At 63.2% G+C, this 19,872-nt stretch carries 21 protein-coding genes; 10 read left to right on the top strand and 11 right to left on the bottom strand.

Translation table 11 applies throughout. The features are described 5' to 3' along the window. Positions 1-13: 13 nt before the first annotated feature. Together chrA and JNB85_RS24430 are read right to left on the bottom strand one after the other, a co-directional pair. Complete coding sequence (chrA, locus tag JNB85_RS24435) at positions 14-1,243, bottom strand: chromate efflux transporter (protein ID WP_220336873.1); 1,230 nt, start codon at positions 1,241-1,243, stop codon at positions 14-16. After that, a complete protein-coding gene (locus JNB85_RS24430) occupies positions 1,215-1,526 on the bottom strand; it encodes a PadR family transcriptional regulator (protein ID WP_183824129.1) in 312 nt (103 codons plus the stop codon). The genes chrA and JNB85_RS24430 overlap by 29 nt, the downstream gene beginning before the upstream one ends. Before the next feature lie 128 nt (positions 1,527-1,654). On the opposite strand from JNB85_RS24430, the gene JNB85_RS24425 reads away from it, so the two are divergent. From JNB85_RS24425 to JNB85_RS24415, 3 genes are all read left to right on the top strand, one after another. Continuing rightward, the gene (locus JNB85_RS24425) at positions 1,655-1,864 is read left to right on the top strand and encodes a hypothetical protein (RefSeq protein WP_220336872.1); all 210 of its coding nucleotides are present in this window, start codon (positions 1,655-1,657) and stop codon (positions 1,862-1,864) included. Positions 1,865-2,012: 148 nt separating this feature from the next. Continuing rightward, positions 2,013-2,324: a type II toxin-antitoxin system HigB family toxin gene (locus tag JNB85_RS24420; protein ID WP_220336871.1), complete on the top strand. Its 312-nt coding sequence runs from the start codon at positions 2,013-2,015 to the stop codon at positions 2,322-2,324. 17 nt (positions 2,325-2,341) lie between these two features. Continuing rightward, on the top strand, positions 2,342-2,722 hold the full coding sequence (locus tag JNB85_RS24415; protein WP_220336870.1) for a helix-turn-helix domain-containing protein: 381 nt from the start codon (positions 2,342-2,344) through the stop codon (positions 2,720-2,722). 390 nt (positions 2,723-3,112) lie between these two features. On the opposite strand, the gene JNB85_RS24410 is transcribed toward JNB85_RS24415, so the two are convergent. Together JNB85_RS24410 and JNB85_RS24405 are read right to left on the bottom strand one after the other, a co-directional pair. Beyond that, complete coding sequence (locus JNB85_RS24410) at positions 3,113-4,180, bottom strand: D-alanine--D-alanine ligase family protein (RefSeq protein ID WP_220336869.1); 1,068 nt, start codon at positions 4,178-4,180, stop codon at positions 3,113-3,115. 81 nt (positions 4,181-4,261) lie between these two features. Then, the gene (locus tag JNB85_RS24405) at positions 4,262-4,882 is read right to left on the bottom strand and encodes a C39 family peptidase (protein ID WP_220336868.1); all 621 of its coding nucleotides are present in this window, start codon (positions 4,880-4,882) and stop codon (positions 4,262-4,264) included. A 170-nt stretch (positions 4,883-5,052) separates the two neighbouring features. Between JNB85_RS24405 and pdxR the strand changes: the two genes are divergently transcribed. Then, complete coding sequence (pdxR, locus tag JNB85_RS24400) at positions 5,053-6,552, top strand: MocR-like pyridoxine biosynthesis transcription factor PdxR (protein WP_220336867.1); 1,500 nt, start codon at positions 5,053-5,055, stop codon at positions 6,550-6,552. 211 nt (positions 6,553-6,763) lie between these two features. Here the strand turns inward: pdxR and JNB85_RS24395 are convergent, their stop codons facing one another. Beyond that, positions 6,764-9,388, bottom strand: a complete 2,625-nt coding sequence (locus tag JNB85_RS24395) for an autotransporter family protein (RefSeq protein ID WP_223216595.1) — start codon at positions 9,386-9,388, stop codon at positions 6,764-6,766. A gap of 221 nt (positions 9,389-9,609) precedes the next feature. On the opposite strand from JNB85_RS24395, the gene JNB85_RS24390 reads away from it, so the two are divergent. Then, complete coding sequence (locus tag JNB85_RS24390) at positions 9,610-10,014, top strand: type II toxin-antitoxin system VapC family toxin (protein WP_220336866.1); 405 nt, start codon at positions 9,610-9,612, stop codon at positions 10,012-10,014. A 37-nt stretch (positions 10,015-10,051) separates the two neighbouring features. Here JNB85_RS24390 and JNB85_RS24385 read toward each other — a convergent pair whose 3' ends face one another. After that, on the bottom strand, positions 10,052-10,969 hold the full coding sequence (locus tag JNB85_RS24385) for a DMT family transporter (protein WP_220336865.1): 918 nt from the start codon (positions 10,967-10,969) through the stop codon (positions 10,052-10,054). A gap of 85 nt (positions 10,970-11,054) precedes the next feature. Between JNB85_RS24385 and JNB85_RS24380 the strand changes: the two genes are divergently transcribed. Further along, positions 11,055-11,534 (top strand): Lrp/AsnC family transcriptional regulator, encoded by a 480-nt coding sequence (locus JNB85_RS24380; RefSeq protein ID WP_220336864.1) that lies wholly within the window; start codon positions 11,055-11,057, stop codon positions 11,532-11,534. Between the two features lie 75 nt (positions 11,535-11,609). On the opposite strand, the gene JNB85_RS24375 is transcribed toward JNB85_RS24380, so the two are convergent. After that, positions 11,610-12,344: a phosphotransferase gene (locus JNB85_RS24375; protein WP_220336863.1), complete on the bottom strand. Its 735-nt coding sequence runs from the start codon at positions 12,342-12,344 to the stop codon at positions 11,610-11,612. A gap of 66 nt (positions 12,345-12,410) precedes the next feature. Continuing rightward, positions 12,411-13,580 carry an MFS transporter gene (locus tag JNB85_RS24370; RefSeq protein ID WP_220336862.1) on the bottom strand — a complete coding sequence of 390 codons (1,170 nt, stop codon included), beginning with the start codon at positions 13,578-13,580 and terminating at the stop codon, positions 12,411-12,413. A 187-nt stretch (positions 13,581-13,767) separates the two neighbouring features. Here JNB85_RS24370 and JNB85_RS24365 point away from each other — a divergent pair, with 187 nt between their 5' ends. Together JNB85_RS24365 and JNB85_RS24360 are read left to right on the top strand one after the other, a co-directional pair. Further along, positions 13,768-15,006 carry an alpha-D-ribose 1-methylphosphonate 5-triphosphate diphosphatase gene (locus JNB85_RS24365; RefSeq protein WP_220336861.1) on the top strand — a complete coding sequence of 413 codons (1,239 nt, stop codon included), beginning with the start codon at positions 13,768-13,770 and terminating at the stop codon, positions 15,004-15,006. Positions 15,007-15,064: 58 nt separating this feature from the next. Then, positions 15,065-15,232, top strand: coding sequence for a hypothetical protein (locus JNB85_RS24360; protein ID WP_220336860.1), 168 nt, complete (start codon positions 15,065-15,067; stop codon positions 15,230-15,232). Between the two features lie 30 nt (positions 15,233-15,262). Here the strand turns inward: JNB85_RS24360 and JNB85_RS24355 are convergent, their stop codons facing one another. Beyond that, on the bottom strand, positions 15,263-15,859 hold the full coding sequence (locus JNB85_RS24355) for a TetR/AcrR family transcriptional regulator (protein WP_220336859.1): 597 nt from the start codon (positions 15,857-15,859) through the stop codon (positions 15,263-15,265). 89 nt (positions 15,860-15,948) lie between these two features. On the opposite strand from JNB85_RS24355, the gene JNB85_RS24350 reads away from it, so the two are divergent. Next, positions 15,949-16,830 (top strand): alpha/beta fold hydrolase, encoded by an 882-nt coding sequence (locus JNB85_RS24350; RefSeq protein WP_223216594.1) that lies wholly within the window; start codon positions 15,949-15,951, stop codon positions 16,828-16,830. A 68-nt stretch (positions 16,831-16,898) separates the two neighbouring features. Here JNB85_RS24350 and JNB85_RS24345 read toward each other — a convergent pair whose 3' ends face one another. After that, positions 16,899-17,423, bottom strand: a complete 525-nt coding sequence (locus JNB85_RS24345; protein ID WP_223216593.1) for a YybH family protein — start codon at positions 17,421-17,423, stop codon at positions 16,899-16,901. 107 nt (positions 17,424-17,530) lie between these two features. Between JNB85_RS24345 and JNB85_RS24340 the strand changes: the two genes are divergently transcribed. Continuing rightward, positions 17,531-18,493 (top strand): LysR family transcriptional regulator, encoded by a 963-nt coding sequence (locus JNB85_RS24340; protein WP_220336857.1) that lies wholly within the window; start codon positions 17,531-17,533, stop codon positions 18,491-18,493. On the opposite strand, the gene JNB85_RS24335 is transcribed toward JNB85_RS24340, so the two are convergent. Beyond that, positions 18,472-19,788: an MFS transporter gene (locus tag JNB85_RS24335; protein ID WP_220337004.1), complete on the bottom strand. Its 1,317-nt coding sequence runs from the start codon at positions 19,786-19,788 to the stop codon at positions 18,472-18,474. The genes JNB85_RS24340 and JNB85_RS24335 overlap by 22 nt on opposite strands. Positions 19,789-19,872: the final 84 nt, after the last annotated feature.

Below are 19,872 nucleotides of genomic sequence, written 5' to 3'. Positions count from 1 at the left end.
AGCAATTCCTCCTTCAGACAAGGTTCAGGATCATGGCGGCGGCCGCCAGGAGCACGACCACGATCCATGGCGGGGCTTTCCAGACGGTGAGCAGCAGAAAGCCGGCAAGCGCGAGCGAAAAATCGCGCGGCGAAAGAATGGCGCTGGTCCATACGGGGCTGTAGAGCGCCGCCCCGAGAATGCCGACGACGGCGGCGTTGGCGCCGCGCATCGCAGCCTGCGCCGTCGGGCGTTTGCGAAAGCTGTCCCAGAAGGGCAGGGCACCGAGCAGCAGCAGGAAGCCCGGCAGAAAGATCGCGATCAGGCCAATGGCTGCGCCGAGAAGACCGTTCGGAGCAGGCCCCATGGCTGCGCCGAGATAGGCGGCGAAGGTGAACAGCGGCCCCGGAACCGCCTGGGCGGCGCCATAGCCTGCGAGGAATGTATCGTTCGACATCCAGCCGGTATTGACCACTTCGGCCTGCAGCAGAGGCAGGACGACGTGACCGCCGCCGAAGACCAGCGAGCCTGAGCGGTAGAAGGCGTCGAAAAGCGACAGGCCGTGGGAACCCGATGCCGAGGCGATAACCGGCAAGGCGGCAAGCAGGACGAAAAAGGCGAGAAGGCTGGCAATGCCGAACGAGCGGGAAACCCGGAAGGACAGGTGCGTCTCGCCCGTGACCGGGCCGTTGCGGCAAAGCGCGAGGCCGGCGAGGGCGCCAACGGAGATTGCGGCGATCTGACCGATCGCCCCTGCCGAGAAGGTGACGATGAGGACGGCGGCGAGCGCGATGCCCGCACGCTCCCGGTCGGGCGTCAGGCTTTTGGCCATTCCCCAGACCGCCTGCGCCACGACCGCGACAGCCACGATCTTCAGCCCGTGCAACAGGCCGGCTCCCGTCGGCCCATCGAAAGCGGTCGCCGCCATTGCGAAAGCGACGAGCAGGATTGCGGACGGCAATGTGAAGGCGGCCCAGGCAGCCAAAGCGCCGAGCGGGCCTGCGCGCAACAGGCCGAGGGAAAAGCCGACCTGGCTCGAGGCTGGGCCGGGGAGGAACTGGCAGAGTGCCACGAGATCGCCGTAGCCGGCTTCGTCGATCCATTTGCGGCGGACGACCAGTTCGTGGCGGAAATAGCCGAGATGGGCGATCGGGCCTCCGAACGAGGTGAGCCCGAGCTTCAGGAACGCGAAAAAGACTTCGCCGGGCGTTCCCAGCGGCTGGCTGACCGCTTCTTCATGAATTGCCTGCGCCGACGACCTCACGAAACAGCTCCCTGGCTCTTTCCCTGGCGATCTTCAGGGCCGCCACCCCATAGGGCGTGGCATTGTATATCCGCCGGCGCGTCCGGCCCACCCGCTCCATTCGCGAGGTGAGATATCCCTTCTTCTCCATGGCGTGCAGCATCGGATAGAGCGTCCCGGCGGAGACCTTGTAGCCGTGGTGGGCGAGCTCCTCGATCATCCACAGACCATGAAGATCGCCTTCGGCCGCGTGATGCAGGACATGGAGGCGGATAAAGCCGGAAAGAAGATCCTGATGTTCCATCGATCACCACAAATAACCCTCATTCTCGAAAAGCGATATCGGGAACCGAGACTAGAGGCAAAGAGTTTGATCTGCAACCGTCAAACGGATTGGCGGTTCGTCGAAACACGCACCATAGGAGAATACCAATGGCCAGCGAAGCCGATCGCGATCCGCGTCACCACACCCAGAAAATGCAGCTGCGCCTTCAGGAAATCATGGATCATTTGCGCGCAGACATCGAAAAGGTCGACGAGCCGCAGCTGAAGGCCATGTTCGAGACCGCCGCCGAAGTGCTGGGCGGGCTGAAGAAGGCGTTTGGCGACTACGAGAAGAAGAACGAGCCAGCGTGGAAATGATATCGTGTCGCCAATGCGCGTTTGCGATTGATCTGTGGCTTAAACTACCATTTCGTTGGTGTTAGTTGAAGTGATGCACCGATAAAGTTTCCAAATTGGGAATCTCGGACTTGTTTCCAGATTGGGAACACGCTAGATAGGAGTGGGAGTGAACGTTATCGCTAAGTCCGCCCTGGTCAATTTTTGGAATGGCCTGCCGAAAGGGGTGCCCAGAGAGACTGCTGAAGCTGCAATGACGGAATGGTATGCCACCGCATCCAAGGCGAATTGGAGCAATTTCAGCGAGCTGAAGAAGACGTTCAACTCGGCTGATATTGTCGCCGGCAACAAGGTTATTTTCGACGTTGGCGGCAACAAGTATCGCATCGTGGGGCTGGTAGCGTTTCGATCAAAACGGATTTTCGTTCTGTTTGTCGGGACCCACGCTGAATACGATGCGATCGACGTGAAAGATCTCTGAGGTGAAGGAAATCGATTATGTTGGATTTGAAAGCTTTTCGGACGCTTCGGAGTGAGGATGAATATAATGCCGCGTTGAAGGAAGTCCGGCCTTATTTCGAGAACGAACCCGATGAAGGATCCGATGAAGCCGCTCATTTCGACGCGCTCGTCCTTCTGATCGAACAGTATGAAGCGAGGCACTATCCGATCCCGGCTGCGAGTCCGGTCGAGGTAATCAAGTCGGTGATGGCCGCGAACAATTACAGTCGCGCCGACCTGGTGGCGGTCATCGGCTCCAAAGCGCGAGCATCCGATCTTCTAAACGGCAAACGGGAAATCAACCTGGACCAGATTCGAAAGCTTAGTAAGGAATGGAATATTCCGGCGGGCTCGCTGATCGGCGACGTTGCGGCTTGAGAGAGCCCGAGGTTTGGGGTCTTCTCGGAGTGCCGGGGCGGCTGAAGAAGGCGTTTGGCGGCTACGAGATCGGAACAAGCCTAACCGGCAGTGCTGAGGACAATGTCGTTGGCGATGCCTTGAATGGCTGCCCGTTGGCTCTCGTCGGATGTTGGCGGAGCTATACGGCGGCAGCCTCGGTGGGCTGAACTAAAACGCCTCCCAACCGTAACCAGGGTCGAGCCACGGGTCTCGACCCGTCCTTCGGACCCCCACAAGGGGGAGGGGCTTAGCCTGCCCCACCCGCTTTCCACATTTTCGACGTCTCGGGAGGTGCGAGGCGGTGCCGCAGGTTAGCCCCTCCCACCTGTGGGGAGGGGTTGGGGAGGGGCCTTTTCTTACGGTCGGTGCTCACGCCCCGCGCGCCAGCCCATGCTCCACCAGCCTGTCGATCACCTCGGCGTAAGCCACACCGCTTGCGGCCATCGCCTTGGAATACATGCTGATATCGGTAAAGCCCGGGATGGTGTTCACCTCGTTGACGACGAAGCGCATGTCTTCCATCAGGAAGAAATCGACGCGGGCCATGCCGTCGCAGCCGAGCGCGCGGAAGGCGCGGGCGGCCGTGGCGCGGATCTTCTCCTCTACGTCGGCGGGCAGTTCGGCGGGCACTTTCAGGGCCGCGCCGTTCTCGTCTATATATTTGGCGTTGTAGCTGTAGAAGCCGTGGCTTTCGGCAGGCGCGATCTCGCCGGGGCGGGAGACGAAGAGGCCGCCCTTTACATCTTCCAGCACGCTGCATTCGATCTCGCGTCCGGCGATGAATTCCTCGGCGATGAGCTTGCGGTCGTGGCTGAAGGCTTCTTCCAGCGCCGGGGCGAATTCCTGGCTGCCGGAGACCTTGCGCACGCCGACCGAGGAGCCTTGGCGGGCCGGCTTGATGAAGAGCGGCAGGCCGAGTTCCGTTTCGAGGGTTTCGAGCGCCGGCGGGCTCTCCTGATGGAGCGTCACCGAGCGGGCGACCGGCAGGCCGGCGGCCTTCAGCAGCTGCTTGGCGATATCCTTGTCGAGCGCCGTTGCCGAGCCCAGAATGCCGCAGCCGGCAAGCGGCACGCGCGCCACCTGGCAGAGGCCCTGAACCGCGCCGTCTTCTCCATGCAGCCCATGCAGCACCGGGAAGACGATGCCGATCCTGCCGGCCTCAGTGGTCTTTCCATCGGGCGCGATCGCCAGCAGGCGGCCACGCCCGCCGGGCACGAGGCAGAGTTCGGTGCCGGTCTCCGGCTTCTCAAGTTCGCCGCCGGTCATGCGGCTTTGCAGCCAGCGGCCTTCGCGAGTGACGAAGACCGGCAGGGCGTCGTATCTTTCCGGGTCGAGCGCGCGCATCACATTGGTTGCCGACATGACGGAAACGTCGTGCTCGCTGGAACGGCCGCCGAAAAGCACGGCAATGCGCAGCCTGGATGGGGAAGGGCTCATCAAAATCTCCTTGAAAAGTGAGCAATTCCAGCAAAAGTGTGCAGCGGTTTTTGCGTCCGGAATTGCGCGAAAACAAAGCCTCTAAAAGCCGACGGCGATGCCTCTGTTGGCGAAGAAGCGGTCGAACGTGGCAAGCGGCAGGGTGACATCAGCTTGGCTGGCGCGGTCATGGCCTGAAGGATTGTGGAAGCGGACGCTCTCTTGATCCGCCGCCGTCACCAGCACCAGATGGCCTCCCTTGCCAGGCGGTTCGCGCTCCGGCCAGCGGATGGCGCTGCTGACGGAGGCGATGAAGAAGCTGTTTTCCGCGAGGATCTCGGGAATGATTTCCGCCGGCACCTGTGTCCTCACATCGGCCGCAAGCCCGAAGCGCTCGCGCACGAAGGTCACGAAGGGGGCATAGATCAGGCCCTTGATCGAAGCGTCCCCCTCGTTGACCACATAGCCGCCATAGCTGGTGCAGGCCCTTGCGAGCGAGAGGATCGGATGGGCCTCGCCGCGAGCGGCCAGGATCATCTTCAGGCAGGCCATGCCGCAGACATTGACCGCCCAGCGCGCATATTCCTCGATCGTCTCGGCGCCTGAATTCTTCCAGAGCGGGTCGCGGTGCAGGGCAGCAGCCCCTTCGGCCAGCACCGGCAGGGTCATCTCGGGCGTTTCCCACTGGCTGAAATAGGGCACGTCGAGTGCTGGTTTGTTCATGTCATCTCCGTAAGGCAATGCGATGCGAATCCCGGTTAGAAAGTGGCTTACATTAGATGCAAGTTTTCCCTATTTTACAGAGCCACTTTGCTGTGATCCTGTGGGCCACTTGGATTGCGGAATGCGATGAACCACGGGAATGAGCCGCTTGAATGGCTGTGGGAGAGCCGGTGACGATTGTGAGAAGACGCGAAGCGCCATCGGCGGTATTCCGGCCTGATATCGATCCCTCGTCATCGGCGCCCTTGCCGCGGCAGCTTTACCTCTCGTTACGGAATGCCGTTGCGGAAGGGCGGCTAGCCGGCGGGCAGCGGCTGCTCTCGACGCGGCTTGCCGCAACGGAATGGGGCATTTCGCGCGGCGTCATCGCGGAAGCCTATGAAATCCTGATGTCGGAGGGTTTTGCGGTCGCCCGCCACGGTTCGGGCACCTATATCGCCTCTTCCGTTCCCGAAGGTGCGACGCGGATCGATCCCGCCGGGGCAGGCAGCGCGCAGCCGATCCGGCGCGGCGTTTCGGCCGCTGCCACCAATATCCTGACACGCGGGCCGAGCCTGGAGCCGCAGAAGGCGCTGCCATTCGTCACCGGCCGCATCGCCCATGACGAGCGCACGGCGCGGCTTCTGAACCGCATTGCGACAAGGCATATGAACTATGCTTTCGAAGGCTATGGCGACATTCAGGGCGACCTGCGGCTGAGAGCGGCGATCAGCGCCCATCTCGCCGTCTCGCGCGGGGTGCGCTGCGCGCGCGAGCAGATCTTTATCACGGCGGGTACACAGCAGGCGCTCGACCTTGCCTTCCGCGTGCTGATGACGCCTGGCGATACGGCCGTCGTCGAAGACCCGTGCTATCCGCCAGCCCGGCAATGCCTTGTTCTGAACGGCGTCGAGGTCGTCGGCCTGCCGGTCGACGCTGACGGCATCGACATCAACCGGCTGCTCGACGGCACGCTGCGGCCGCCCGCCGCCTTTTACGTGACGCCCTCCAACCAGTATCCGGTCGGTTCCGTCCTCTCGCTCTCGCGCCGTCTCGGGCTGCTCTCTTATGCCGAAGAGAACGACTGCTGGATCATCGAGGACGATTACGACAGCGAATTCCGCTACCAGGGCCACCCGATCGCCTCGCTGCACGGCCTCGATAAGGCAAACCGCGTTCTCTACACCGGCACCTTCAGCAAGGCGCTGCTGCCGAGCCTGCGCATCGGCTATCTCGTCGTCCCCGCCGATCTCGTGCCCGCCTTCCGCGCCGTGCGCCCCGCCGTCGACCGCTGCCCGCCGAGCTTCCAGCAGCGCGTGATCGCAGATTTCCTGGAGGAGGGCTATTTTCCGGCACATCTGCGGCGATTGCGAGAGCGGCTCAGGGCCTCGCGTGACATGCTGGCGGGGTTTCTGGGGGAGCGGTTGGCGGAGCATATGGCGGTGCTGCTGCCGGATCAGGGGATCAACCTCACGGTTCGGAGCACGGGCAGCTGGGATGATGACACGGCGGTCTCTGCTGCAGCGTTGAAGAGGGGTGTCGTGGTGATGCCGCTGTCGCGCATGAATGTGGTCTCGACGGACAGGTCGCGGCTGCTGCTCGGGTTCTCAGGGCTTTCGGAGGGGGAGGCGGATATGGGGACGCGGGTGCTTGCGGAGGTGTTCGGGGGTAGGGAATTTGTGAAGAGGTAGGTTCGAGCTCTGCGGTGCTGAAGACCCCGCCCCAAACCCCTCCCCACAAGGGGGAGGGGCTTAATCTGCCGCATCCACTTTCCAGATTTTCGACGTTTCGGGAGGAGTGAGGCGGTGTCCCAGGTGAGCCCCTCCCCCTTGTGGGGAGGGGTTGGGGAGGGGTTTTGACCCAATAAAGACCGCCATTTATGGAGATTTGCCGCTTCCGCCTCTACCACTTCACCCGCAAGCCGGCGGTCCCACTAATCGCATAGCTGTCGCCGAAATCCTTCAGTGAGGATTTCGCGGCGACTTCGCCGTAGAGCGAATAGCGCTCGTCGTTCCAGGTGTAGGCGCCGCCAAGCGTTAGGCCGGCCCAGACAGGGTCGCTCTTGTTTTCGAAGCCGGTGCCGGAGACGTCGACTGCCGTGCCATCCAGGAACTCGCCGTAGAGATTGGCGATGCCGTAGACCTTCGCCCGCGCCGTCCGGCCATCGGCCCGCGCTACCGTCTCCTCGCGATCGAGCGCCACGCCCAGCCGGCCGACCAGGCTGTTGCCGTCATCGAGCGATACGCGCGCGCCGAAGCGATCGTTGAACCTGTCGAAATCGACGGAGGAATAGATGAGTTGGGCCTGCGGGGTGATCGACCATGGCCCGGAGGCAGCAAAGCGCCGTCCGGCCTCAAGGCTCAGCGCATAACCGAAGCCGTTGTTGCCGCTCTCCATGGCGCCGTCGACGAGATCGGATTTGAGGTCGGTGTCATACCAGGTGATCTGGCTCTGCGCGTCGGCATAGAAGCCGTTATCGCCATACCAGGTCAGTGTCGCGCCAAACCCGAGTCCGGTCGTATCGGTATCGCCATTGCCGTAGAGAGAGTCGATATCGCCGGAGATGGTGCCGTAATGGACGGTGAGGCCGCCGATCAGCCGGCCGCTCTGGTCCTGATAGAGCTCGCCATCCAGGCCACCCTCCAGCTTGAACAGATCGTAGTCGTAGCTGTCGACGGTGGTGCTGCTGTCAGGCTCGAGCCTCGCATGTGCGCCCTCGGTGCGCAGCCAGATGTTGTCGGGGCGGCTCGCGGGCGTCGCCTTGCCGTCGTCTCTCCAGTAGCGGTCGCCGACGCGCTGCTGCAGGGTGGAAAGTCCGTTCAGGGCGAGCAGGAGTTGCGGATAGGCTTCGTAGAGCGGAACGCCGGGCTGATAGAGCGGCCCTGCGGCTGCGCCGGGCGCAGCCGGATCGACCAGTGCGGAGCGAAGATACCAGTCGCCGTCAGCAGGGGTCGAGATGCCGTTCTGATAGAGCCGATAGGCGTATGCGCCGCCGATAACGGCCTGATCGCCCTGGAAGACAAAGTCGCCGAGCAGCGAAAAGCTCCCGGCCGAGGTGCCGCCGACATCGACGATCTTGATGCCTTCGACGGTTTGCGCCCCGCTGCCGCCGAGATTGGTGACGCGCACATTGGTTGCGCCTGACGTATTGCCGGTGACGACAAGGCGATCGGTCGCCGAGGCATCGCCGCCGAGCACGCTTTCGATCGCAAGCGTGCCGCCGTTACCGGTATAGTCGCCGTTGATCGTCAGTGTGCCGATCGAATTGCCGGGCGCGACGGTGCCGGAACTCGTCACGTCACCAATGATCGTGCCGCTGCCGCCGAGCGTGCCGAGATTGGTGATATTGCCGATGACGCTCGAAGCGGCGCTGTGGTCGCCGATCAGCAACGTGCCGTCATAGATCGTCCAGTTCGTCGTGGCGGTGCCGACGCCGGTCAGCAGCCAGGTGCTGCTGCCGGTTTTTTCGAAGGTGTCGAAGTTCTGGTACTGGGCTGCAGCGCCGATTCTGGAGACATCGAATGTATCACTGCCGATGCCGCCGAGGCGCAGAACATCGGAGGTTGCCGCCGCGTTGGCGACGACGTTGCCCTGGATCACCGAGCCAGCTTGAAGCTCCAGTTTGATCCAGTTCGTCGCTGATGGTATCAGCAGGATCGCGTTGGCCTGTCCTGCGCCCGCAAGGATCCTGCCGCTATTGATCAGATCGAGATTCGGGTTGGACACGGGGCCGCTGGCAATAGCGACGGCTCCGGTTCCACCTGAAATCGTGCCGGAGTTGATAAGTTGGCCGGCGCCCGCACGCATTATGACGCCTGCGCCGGTACTTCCTCCGCCGTTCGTGGGTCCCGATCCGCCCTGGATCGTTCCCCTGTTGATCAATGTGCCGGGACCGCCGGTCGGAGTGCCGAAATCGACCCCGGCTCCGCCGTTCGAGGAAACACTGTTTCCGCCCGTTATAGTGCCATCGTTGGTTACGGACGCGCCTAAGGTCGCACGCACCCCGATGCCGCCCGACGCGGCGGCGCCGCCGGCGCCACCTCCATCTCCCCCGCGGATCGATCCATTATTGGTGAGTTTGGTGGCAGTAGTGGCGACGCCAATCTGCCCGACTGTCGTGGCGGCGGCGCCGGCATTTGCTCCCACCAGCGTACCCGAGAAGGTGACGGGGACAAGCGCTCCGGCGGACTGCTGGATCGTGAGCGTGCCTCTGCTGGTGCCGGCTGCCGGATCGTAGGTATTCGACAGGACAAACCCGTTGGTATCGATGGTGATCGGTTTCGTCGGGACCGGCATGACCGCCGTTGTAATGGTGAAGCTGCCCGTCATGACGATCGTCGAACTGGCGTCGCCATCCCCATTCGCGCTGGTGATGGCGTTGCGCAATTCCGTTTCGTTGCCGACCCGGTATTCCCGCGCGGTTGCCGCCGATGGGAGCCAGCAACAGAGCGCCAGCGTAGCCAGGCTGACGCTCGAGAAAAAATCAGTTTTTTTGAAAATGCCCATACCGGCAACGCCAAAGCCCATGTCTGCTGCCTCTGCCAAGTTGTTACTAATATAAATACGATTATAGGGTGCGTCATTTGTGCGCTGCTTCGGCTTGTTCCACAAGCGACGGGGCCGATCGCAAAGCGACGGCGCTCTGCCGAAGGCGACGGATTGTTGCCGGGAGGCAACAAGAGTTTCAAATGCGACGCCGAAGAGGGCCTCGACACGGATGCGATCATGGCGCTCACCCGCGGTGATGCGTGACGCTTGTCGATACCAACGTCCTGCTCGACCTCGTAACGAACGACCCGGTCTGGGCCGACTGGTCGATAGACCAGCTCGAAATGGCCAGTCTCGCGGGTCCATTGCTCATCAATGACATCGTTTATGCGGAGCTCGCCGTCCGCTATGAGCATATCGAGGAACTGGATGCGTTCGTCGATGAAGCGGGACTGATTCTGACGCCTTTCCCGCGTGCTGCGCTGTTTCTGGCAGGAAAAGCATTTACGCAGTACCGCCGTGCAGGCGGGTCGCGGACCGGTGTCCTGCCGGATCTTCTGATCGGCGCGCAAGCTGCGGTTCAGAGGCTGCCAGTCCTGACGCGCGATGTCGGCCGTTACAACTCCTACTTCCCGACCATCGAGTTGATATCACCAGCTCGATGACGGGAGATGTTGCCACTCGGCGCTTTGCCGCCATTGATCAGGTTGCCATAGCCATCGGCCGGTTCCTGCTGAAAGCTGCGATGGCGGAAGAGGCGCCGCAGACCCGCAAAATCGCCCCGATTGCTTCGGCAGGATGTGGAAGCCGGCCCTCGAACGCGAAGCCGTAGGCAAGGCCGAAAACCGTTTCTGCGACGATGAGCTGCGCCGAGAGCGCCAACGGCAGGCGACGGGAAGCAACCACCCAGCACCAGGTCGCAAACCACGAACCGGCAAGCCCCATGACCAGTGCCCATGCGACGAAGCGATAAGTGGATGCGGCATCGGCCGGCTCGAAGGAAGCCAGCGGCAGCAGCAGCAGGCTGCCGATCGCCGCGCCAATGCCTTGGACGCCTGTCCATTGCAGGCCGTCAGGCGGATCTGCCGATCGCATGACTGCGGCATTTGCAAGCCCGTAGGCAATCCAGATCGCCAATGCGGCCAGGCTGGCAACAATGCCGAGCAGAGCCGATCCCATATTCGCGACATCGGCGGCGCTTATCGCCGCGACGTTCACCATCGCCACGCCGCAGGCAATCAGGCACAGGGGCACGGTCAGGGAACGCCATCGGGCCGAACGATCCCGAAAATTGGCGATGATCGCCAGAAAAATCGGCATTGTGCCTGCGATGACAGGCGGCACCGCTGCACCGGAGAGCTGAACGGCGAAAGCGGCGCTGACGAAATAGCCGACATATCCCGCCCCGCCGAGCAGGAGCCCGGTCAGGAGCCGCGAGGGGGCAATGCCCGTGGGCCGGAATCGTCGGTCGGCCATGAGCAACAGGCAGGCCGAACCGAAGATGCAATAGCGCGCGATGGTCAAATCCCACGGCGTAAAAGGCGCAACGGCGCGCGGAGCGACGAAGGTGAGCCCCCACAGGGCGCACGTGGTCAGGCCGGCGATGATCCCAAGCAGCATGATTGTCTCCTGTTGAGACCATCATGCAATGCGACCGGGGCGATTTCCATGGAAGTGGCGGGGCAATTTGGCTAGATTGCCTGCCATGGCGAAGGCAAAAGCACCCCATAACCTTCAAACCGGAAAGTCGACGCTCGATGCGACGGACGCGCGCATTCTTGCCGCGCTCGATTCCGATTCCCGCTTGTCGATGAGCGAACTCGCCCGGCTCGTGGGCATGTCCGCGCCTGGTGTATCCGAGCGCGTTCGGCGATTGGAAGCTGCCGGCGTCATAAAGGGCTTCACCGTCGATGTGGACACACGTCCGATCGGTTATCAAATCAGGGCGATGGTCAGGATCAGACCGCTCCCCGGCAAGCTGCATCTGGTCGAGCGGCTCATTCAGGAGCGGCCGGAATTTATCGAATGCGATAAGATCACAGGCGATGACCCATTTCTTGCCCGCCTGGTCGTCCACACGATCGAACAGATGGACGATGTTCTGGAAGCGCTTTCCGAGCACGCCGTCACGAGTACGGCGGTCATCAAGGGAACGTCCGTCAAGCGGCGCTTGCCGCCTTTGTAAAAAGAGAGCGACAAGATCTGACCCGATGCCCGCCTGCCGGCGCAAAGCGGCATAGGACGGCCCATCGGGTTTGGCTCAGACTGCTCGAACTTCGGCGAGCCGCCTGACCGCGTATTTGTCCTGCCAGCAGACGGCGGCTTCCCATGCGGCTGATGCTTGCGCGGCGATGTCATGCGCGCCGTGGTCGAGACCGGCAGCGTTGCCGGGCAGTACCAGGTCGAGGTCGGGGACGTCGACATGCGACTCGTCCCAGTCGATCAGCGCGACCTTGTCTGCGGTCATGCGGACATTGCCGGGATTGTTCGGATTGCCGTGGACAACGCATGTCTGGCGCCCGATCAGCCGCGCCCATGCTGCCCGGCACCGGATAACACCCTCAGACGGCATCGCGGCAAGGTTGATCCTCGTGCCGGTTTCGGCATGCAGGAGGTCGGTCGAAGACCGCCAGCCTGGGCGTTGCGGCCAGCCCTGCGTCAACCGATGCAGCTCGCGGAGCGTGTCGGCCACGCGGCGCCAGTCGGATTCCGTCTCGGGCGGCCCGCCCTCCATGTATGTCATCACCACCAGACCGTCCACGAACAGCCGGCCGTCAGCCGTAGGGATCGGGACCGGAACGGTCATGCCTTCACGGTGGAGGTGTTGGAGCAGTTCGGTTTCCCATGTGAGATCAGCGTCGGTCCTGGAGCCGAGACGGCCGACCGCGATCTGCCCGCGGACGCGAACGCTCCATACATCGTTGGCAACTCCGCCGGTGAGCGGTTCGATGCGAACCGCGTCTTTGCCCCATTGCCCGAGTGCTTCCCATCCCATTGGCGATATCCCTGGCGGCCACGATTTAAAAATTTACGGCGGCACGATGTTCCCACGGTGACGGCTTCAATCGAAATCCCTGAGCGGCACCAGCGACAGCAGCGCGAAACCCGAGATCACGGCGCCGGTGATCGCCAGCGGCCAGAGACCGACGGAGATGTAGGGTGCGACGGCGGTCGTTCCGAGCGCCGCTACGCCGAGGATCGCTGCGATGACGATGGCAGCCGCGCGCGAATGATCGCCGCGTGCCGCCGATATCGCCCGATGAAAGCCGATCGGCCCGCGGATGCCGAAGCCGAAATTCAAGATCGCCCAGAGCGGGACAAGAACGTAAAGGCTGCTTGCGCCTGTGAGTGTGTAGGCGAGGATTGCCAGAAAGGCGCAGGGCATGATCGCCGTGCCGGCGCGGATCGTCCGCAGGGTGCCAAATCTCTTCGCCAGCCAGGCGGAAGAATTCGCTGCCAGGATGAACATGGCGATGCCGCAGACCTGCAGGATGACGAAATCCTCGATCCCCTTGTCGAGCGGGCCGGTCAGGACGGCCGGCAGGCCGAAGACGAAAACGAGGAGCGCGCCGAGCGACAGAGCCTGGCTCGACGCGTAGCTCAGAAATTCCAGATTCTTCAGAATGGTTAGGTAGTTGTGATGATCTTGAACTGTCTGCGAAGGAGGCGGGAAGGAGGCGCGCTGCCAGAAAACGGCCGCTGATATCAGCGCCGAAAGCGCCGCCAGCAGCACGAAGGAAATCTCCCAGCCGCCAAATTCCAGCAGCCAGGCTCCGGCAATCGGGGCCAGCGCCGGCGCCAGGGACTCGACGGAACCGAGCCGTCCCATGGCGGCCGCCGCCTTGTCATGCGGATAGAGGCCATGGATGAAGCCGGGCGCGAAGACGGCAGGACCCGAGCCGAAGGCGCCTTGCGCAAAGCGCAGGGCAATCAGCCATTCGATCGAAGGGGATTCGGCCGACGCAAGCGAAGCAAGCCCGAACAAGGCAAGCGACCAGATCAGCAGCTTGCACGGATCGAACCGGGCGCCCAGTTCGCCGAAGGCTAGCAGCCCGACCAGCGTGCCGAACGCGTAAGCCGCCAGCACGAGCTGGGCGAGCTCGATGCTTCCGCCAAGCTGCCCCGGCAGGCTCGGGACGGCCGGAAGCACCAGGTCGGTCCCGGCAATGCCGAGAACGGTTCCGCTGGCGATCAGGACGAACAGGAGTGAGGGTTTCGAGCGTCTGGTCATCGGCTCTCTGGTAGCAGAGCAAGAGGTCACGACCAATTGCGTCCCGTCGATGTCTGTCATTCAAATATTTGATCGGAGGTGTTCCGCGACGGTCGCAAATCTGTCATGTCGGCTGGTTAGAAGCGGCAGATGGCGCGCAGCCGGTGACTCGGCTGCCGCGCCTCTTCTTTTTCCTGGGATGAGAACCATGCAGAACAATCCGGCAGTCACCATCGAGGGCGCAACCGTTGTATTCGGCGATCGTCTGGAGACCGCTTCCGTGCGGATCGAAGACGGCCGGATCACCAATATAGACGGCGCGCGCGACGGGGCCGAAAGCATCGACGGACGCGGCCATCTGCTTGGGCCCGCTTTCGTGGACATTCATGGCGACGCCTTCGAGCGGCAGGTCATGCCGCGGCCCGGCACCATGCTGCCGGTTCCTGCCGCGCTGCTCGAAACCGACCGCCAACTTGCCGCCAACGGTATTGCGACGGCCTATCATGCGCTGACGCTGAGCTGGGAGCCCGGGCTTCGCTCGGTCGAAACCGGTTATGCCATCGTCCGCGCGCTCGACGCGCTCACGCCGCGGCTGACGGTAGACAATCGCGTGCAGCTGCGCTGGGAAACCTTCTGCTTCGAGGCGATCGACCTCATCCGCGAGGCGCTTGCCGGTCCGCGCCTGCCGTCGATTGCCTTCAACGATCACACGTCGATGGTGATGCTGCATCCGTCGATCCCGCTGCAGGAGCGGCCGTTCGACCTCGATCCGGCCTTCCCGACAGTAGATCCCGAAACGCCTGCCTTCGCCGAGAAGATGGCGGAACGCGCCAAGCGGGCGAAAATCCCGGTGCCGGACATGGTGGCGCTGGTGCGCAACATGTGGGAGCGCCGGCCGCAGGTGCCTGGCGCAATCGAGGACGTGGCAGCACTCGGAAAGGCCGCGGGCGCGCCGATGCTGTCGCATGACGACAGCCAGATCGAAACGCGCGATTTCTTCCGCCAGCGCGGCGCGCGGATCTGCGAATTCCCGATGAACCGCCGCGTGGCGCGGGCTGCGCGCGATGCCGGCGACTTCATCGTCTTCGGCGCACCGAACGCCACGCGCGGCGGTAGCCATCTTGCCTCGATCGGCGCGGCCGACATGATCCGCGAAGGGCTCTGCGACATTCTCGCCTCCGACTATTATTATCCGGCGATGCTGCTCGGGCTTGCAAGGCTGAAGGCGGATGGCGTGGCGCCGCTGCACGCGCTCTGGCCGCTCGTCTCTGGCAATCCGGCGCGCGCCTCGGGACTCACCGATCGCGGCGTCATCGAAGTCGGCAAGCGGGCGGATCTCGTGCTGGTCGATTGGCCTGAGGGTGCAGCACCCGCCGTTCGCCGCACGTGGGTCGCAGGCCGGGAAGCCTATCGCGCGGCGCCCGCCGGGGATCTGGTGATCGCCTGACGGCGGCGGCATATCGCCGGAGACTGTCCAATCGAGTCCTGCGCGCTACATCCGAAATATGGAAGCGCTCTATGTCCTGCTCATCTTCGCGTTGGCCATAACGATCATCTATCTGGCCGGCAAATGGAACGCGTCCGACGCCGACCACACTATGGGCTTCGACAATCTGCGGTCTTCGCGCAAGCCGAAAGCGGCTGACGACGACAAGGGTGCGAAAGATGAGTGAGGTTGCGGGCGGCGGCGCGGCAGCGCCGTTTCAGCCGAAGCCTCTCGCCTTCACGCCCGCGATCACCTCATCCGAGACCTGCCGCAATTCCTGGCGCGAGGCGCCGTCGCGTGCCTGGATGGAGAGGCCCTGCAGGACGGCGACGAGATAGCGGGCGAGGGAGACGGCGCGGTCCGGGTCGAGCCAGCGACCGAGCGTCTCTGCGATCATGTCGCGCATCTCGTTTCGGCGCTCCGCCAGTTCGCGGGCCAGTTCCGCATGGTCGGGTCCGCACTGGATCATGCCGCTCGAGATCATGCAGCCCCGTTCTCCCGCAGGGTCGGTGACGGCATCGATCGCTTTGTGAAGCATCGCTTCGATCGTCTCCTGAAGGGTCGCGGTGGCTTTGATGTTCTGCAACGCCCGGGGCAGGCCGAGATAGCGATCGAGCGTCTCGCGGTAGAGCCCCGCCTTGCTGCCGAAAGCCGAATAGAGACTTGGGGGCGCGACACCGATTGCGGCCGTCAGGTCGTTCAGCGAAACACCTTCATATCCGTGCTTCCAGAAGAGGCGCATGGCGATGTCGATCGCCTCGTCCCGGTCGAAGGTTCGCGGACCGCCGCGCCGTGTTTTCACAACCTTATCCATAGCGATCACTAAAGACTGCTTGACAGCAAAAGGCAAGCCGTTAGTTTGTAGTGATCGCTAAACATAAGGATTTTGGCATGATAAGGATAATGCCCGCAATTTGGGTTTCAGTCCTGCTGCTGGGCCTGTCTTCCATGGCGATGGCGGCGGAGAAGGACTACACGGTGAAGGCGCCTGACGGCGTCGAGATCGCGGTGCAGGAATCGGGCGATCCCGCCGGCCCGGCGATCGTTTTCATCCATGGCCTGCTCGGCAGCCATCTGAACTGGGACATGCAGGTCGCCAGCCCGAAACTGCAGCACTATCGGCTGATCAGCTACGATATGCGCGGCCACGGCCTGTCGGGCAAGCCCGACGATGCCGAAGCCTATCGCGACGGGCGCCGCTGGGCGGACGATCTCGCGGCGGTCCTGAAGGCGACGGGTGCGAAAAAGCCTGTCCTCGTCGGCTGGTCGCTCGGCGGCGTGGTTATTTCAAACTATCTTGCCGGCTATGGAGACGACGGCCTTGGCGGGATCGTTTATGTCGACGGCGTCATCGAACTCAATGCTGCGCTGATCACCGCCCATCCCGAAGTCTATGCAGGCATGGCCTCGGATGAGCTGAAGGTGCACCTCGATGCGGTGAAGACCTTCCTGGCTCTGTGTTTTGCCACGAAGCCCGACACGGCCACCTTCGAACGCTTGCTGTCCAATGCCGCGATGGCCTCGTGGATCATGACGCGGACCGTCCCGTCGATGACCGTTTCCGCCGCCGAGGGTCTGCCCAAGACACGCGTGCCGGTCCTGCTGCTCTATGGCGGCAAGGACGATCTGGTGAATGTCGAGCCGAGCATCGCGCGCGCCCGGTCGCTCAATCCGGCGGTCGAGACCAAGATCTATGCAAAGTCGGGGCATGCGCCATTTCTGGAGGAAGCGCCGCGCTTCAACCGTGATCTGGCGGAATTCAGAGACGCGGTATCAGGCAGATAATTCTGGGGGAGGCGGGCAGGGCGATCGCTCCCCTTACGTCTTGTCTGGCCTCCGGCGCAAAGCGTTCCTCAGGATGCAGCGCCGCGCCCGAGTGCTGCCGATTGCTGCAGGGTGATGGGATGGCGGAGTGGATCGGCATGGCGGTGTGCAAGCCGCCACTCTCCGCCCTCGCGCTGGTAGACGAGAGTGACACGCAGCGCCCAGTCCTGTGCGGGCAGGCCGCCGACTTCGACATTGGCGCGCTCGACGGTGACGAGCACGATCATGTCGGTGCCCGCATAGGTCTCTATAAGCTCCTGTTCCAGCGTGCCGTTCCTGAAGAAGCGGCTCAGGCCATCCCAGATCTTCTCGGTAATGTCTGCCTCGCGCGATGGCGGGCCACCGAAGGGTGACATCAGGGTGAAATCCGGCGTGCGCGGCACCAGCGCCCGGTAGGTGGCGACGTCGCCCCGCATCAGCGCGGCGTTGGCTTCCTCCGAGATCAGGGCGAGATCGGCCGCCTGCATAGATGCCCGGCTGCTGCCTGCGCCGGTGGCAAGGGAGGCAAGACCGGCCGGGCCGGCGACGAGGAGGGATCGGCGAGACGGTGACATGGCATGCTCCTCTGCAAGGCTGGAGTTCAAGAACGCGGGCTGCGACGCCCCGTGCTTCAGACATGCCCGTTTTCCGATGCTGAAGCCAATGATATGATTTCAGCGATATGCTGAATGAAACTGATCTTTCGCGTGCCGATCTCAATCTCCTCGTGCTTTTCGAAGCCGTCATCGAGGAGGGCCATGTCGGCCGCGCCGCCGACCGGCTGAATATCTCGCCATCTGCCGTCAGCCACGGGCTTCAGCGCCTGCGGCGCATGCTCAACGATCCGCTGTTCGTAAGGACGCCGAGGGGCGTGGTGGCGACGGCCCGGGCGATGGAACTGTCAGCGCCGGTTGCCGAAATCCTTGCCCAGGTGCGAAGCGTGATTTCGACGGCCGAGCCCTTCGATCCGGCACGATCGAGCCGCCGTTTCACGCTCGGTGCGCCGGATGGCGTTTCCGCGGTCTTCCTGTCCGCGCTGCTTGCCGAATTGGAAAAGTCCGCGCCTGGGATCGATATCAGCATATGCCAGCTGCTGCCGGAGCAGGGCGAAAGCGCGCCGGCGCGGGCGTGGCGCAATGCGTTTACCGATCTGGAAGCCCGCGCGATGGATATTGCTGTCGTGCCTTCCGGTGACATCCCGGCGCGCTTTCACAGTCTTACCCTTTACGAAGAGGATTTCGTCATCGCCATGCGCGCCGGTCATGCCTTCGCGCAGGAACCGACGCTCGAGAGCTATATCGGGATGCGGCATCTGGTCGTATCACTTGGCGGTGATCCGCACGGTTTCGTCGACATAGCGCTTGAACAGCGAGGCTTGAACAGGCGGATGGCGCTGACGGTGCCGAACTTCATGTTCGCACTCGCCATCGCCGGGGAGAGCGACATGCTGGTTGCCGTTCCCCGGCGCTTTGCCACTCTCTACGCGCCGCGCTTTGGCCTGGTGACGGTCGATGCTCCCTTGCCGCTGCCGCGTTTCCGGCTGAGCGCCGTTGCCCCGCGCGCCGCAATGCTGGATGCAGGGCTGAGCTGGTTGTTCGGAATGCTGCTATCGGCGTGCGAGGTTCAGGGTCCTGCCGGTTCGTAGCGGGCGCGGCTGAGGCTGACCAGGCTGGCGATTGCCGCACAACCAGCCGACAGGACGACCGCAAATTCGAGCGCGGCAGATTGCGGCAATGCCGCGAAGATGAGCGACATGGAGATTCCGCCGAGCGTCTGGCCGAGAAGCCGTGCGGTGCCCTGCATGGCGCCTGCCGCGCCGCTTCTGGCTTTCGGCGCCGAGAGCAGCAGAATGCGGTTGTTCGGCGTCTGGAACAGGCCGAAACCCAGCCCGGCGACGACAGTGCCGACCAGAAAGGCGATGCCTCTCGGATCGGATGGGCCGAGAACTGCCACAAGGAGGCCGACAGCCAGCAGCGCGCCGCCTGCCGCGCAAAGCCATGCGGTCTTGATGCGGTTTGCCAGACGTCCCGAAAATGGCGCGATGATCGCAGTCGCTACCGGCCAGGGCATCATGTAGAGACCGGCCAGAACCGGAGCCATGTGCAACGTGCGCTGGAGATAAAAGGGGAGCGCGATGTAGCTCAGCATCTGGCCGCAGAAGCAGGATACCGAGGCGATGACCGCCACGCGGAATGCAGGTGCCGAAAGGAGATCCGTCGGAATGATCGGGGCGTCGCTTTTGCGTTCCAGGCGCAGCAGGATGACAAGGCAGGCGATCGAGGCGGCAATGAGCATCGCGCCGCTTGCCGGGGCAGTCGCTATCCGGTCGGTGCCGCAGAAGAAGAGGATGAACATCGACGTGTTGGCGAGCAAGGCCTTGGCGTTCAGCTTTCGCTTCATGCCCTGCATCTTCTCCATGAGGCCGCCGCTGAGCAGCACGATGATGCCGAGCGGTATATTGACCGCAAAGAGCCAGGGCCAGGTCGTGACGGAGAGGATGGCGCCGGCAATGCCCGGACCGGCAGCAGAAGAAATCGCGATGACCATGGCGTTGACGCCGATGATCGGACCCAGCATGTGCTGCGGCAGGGCCGCGCGCAGATTCATCATGGCAAGCGCCATGATCGCGCCCGCGCCGAGGCCCTGCGCGAAACGGGCAAGGATCAGCAGGGAAAGGTCGGCCGCGAAGGCGCAGGCGGCCGAGGCCGCGGTAAACAGCGCGACGCCGATCAGGAAGACGCGGCGCGCGCCATAGATTTCCCCGAGCGCGCCGCACGGAAGCAGGGCGACCAGCACGGCAAGCTGATAGGCCGAGACGACCCACACGGTGCTGCCCGCTTCCACGTGCAGCGAGAGCGCGATCGAAGGCAGGGCGACGTTTGCGATGGCTCCATCAAGAACGACGAGAACAGCAGAGAGAAGTATGAGCCCGATGGCCATGTACTGCCGAGGCGATGCCGGGCCATCCTGGGAAATCGGTGCGGTGGAGGCGAGGGACATTGAGAAAACTCCCAATCGTTATCG

This window comes from Rhizobium mesosinicum, assembly GCF_019511345.1.
Classification (GTDB): Bacteria; Pseudomonadota; Alphaproteobacteria; order Rhizobiales; family Rhizobiaceae; genus Rhizobium; species Rhizobium mesosinicum.
Note: the sequence above shows the minus strand (reverse complement) of the source record. Positions and strands in the feature narration are given on the sequence as shown.

Excerpts from the sequence above, each read along its gene's own strand:
- JNB85_RS24430 (WP_183824129.1), bottom strand. The coding sequence starts at position 1,526 with ATGGAACATCAGGATCTTCTTTCCGGCTTTATCCGCCTCCATGTCCTG.
- JNB85_RS24425 (WP_220336872.1), top strand. The coding sequence starts at position 1,655 with ATGGCCAGCGAAGCCGATCGCGATCCGCGTCACCACACCCAGAAAATG.
- JNB85_RS24415 (WP_220336870.1), top strand. The coding sequence starts at position 2,342 with ATGTTGGATTTGAAAGCTTTTCGGACGCTTCGGAGTGAGGATGAATAT.
- JNB85_RS24410 (WP_220336869.1), bottom strand. The coding sequence starts at position 4,180 with ATGAGCCCTTCCCCATCCAGGCTGCGCATTGCCGTGCTTTTCGGCGGC.
- JNB85_RS24405 (WP_220336868.1), bottom strand. The coding sequence starts at position 4,882 with ATGAACAAACCAGCACTCGACGTGCCCTATTTCAGCCAGTGGGAAACG.
- JNB85_RS24395 (WP_223216595.1), bottom strand. The coding sequence starts at position 9,388 with ATGGGCTTTGGCGTTGCCGGTATGGGCATTTTCAAAAAAACTGATTTT.
- JNB85_RS24385 (WP_220336865.1), bottom strand. The coding sequence starts at position 10,969 with ATGCTGCTTGGGATCATCGCCGGCCTGACCACGTGCGCCCTGTGGGGG.
- JNB85_RS24380 (WP_220336864.1), top strand. The coding sequence starts at position 11,055 with ATGGCGAAGGCAAAAGCACCCCATAACCTTCAAACCGGAAAGTCGACG.
- JNB85_RS24375 (WP_220336863.1), bottom strand. The coding sequence starts at position 12,344 with ATGGGATGGGAAGCACTCGGGCAATGGGGCAAAGACGCGGTTCGCATC.
- JNB85_RS24370 (WP_220336862.1), bottom strand. The coding sequence starts at position 13,580 with ATGACCAGACGCTCGAAACCCTCACTCCTGTTCGTCCTGATCGCCAGC.
- JNB85_RS24365 (WP_220336861.1), top strand. The coding sequence starts at position 13,768 with ATGCAGAACAATCCGGCAGTCACCATCGAGGGCGCAACCGTTGTATTC.
- JNB85_RS24360 (WP_220336860.1), top strand. The coding sequence starts at position 15,065 with ATGGAAGCGCTCTATGTCCTGCTCATCTTCGCGTTGGCCATAACGATC.
- JNB85_RS24355 (WP_220336859.1), bottom strand. The coding sequence starts at position 15,859 with ATGGATAAGGTTGTGAAAACACGGCGCGGCGGTCCGCGAACCTTCGAC.
- JNB85_RS24350 (WP_223216594.1), top strand. The coding sequence starts at position 15,949 with ATGCCCGCAATTTGGGTTTCAGTCCTGCTGCTGGGCCTGTCTTCCATG.
- JNB85_RS24345 (WP_223216593.1), bottom strand. The coding sequence starts at position 17,423 with ATGTCACCGTCTCGCCGATCCCTCCTCGTCGCCGGCCCGGCCGGTCTT.
- JNB85_RS24340 (WP_220336857.1), top strand. The coding sequence starts at position 17,531 with ATGCTGAATGAAACTGATCTTTCGCGTGCCGATCTCAATCTCCTCGTG.
- JNB85_RS24335 (WP_220337004.1), bottom strand. The coding sequence starts at position 19,788 with ATGGCCATCGGGCTCATACTTCTCTCTGCTGTTCTCGTCGTTCTTGAT.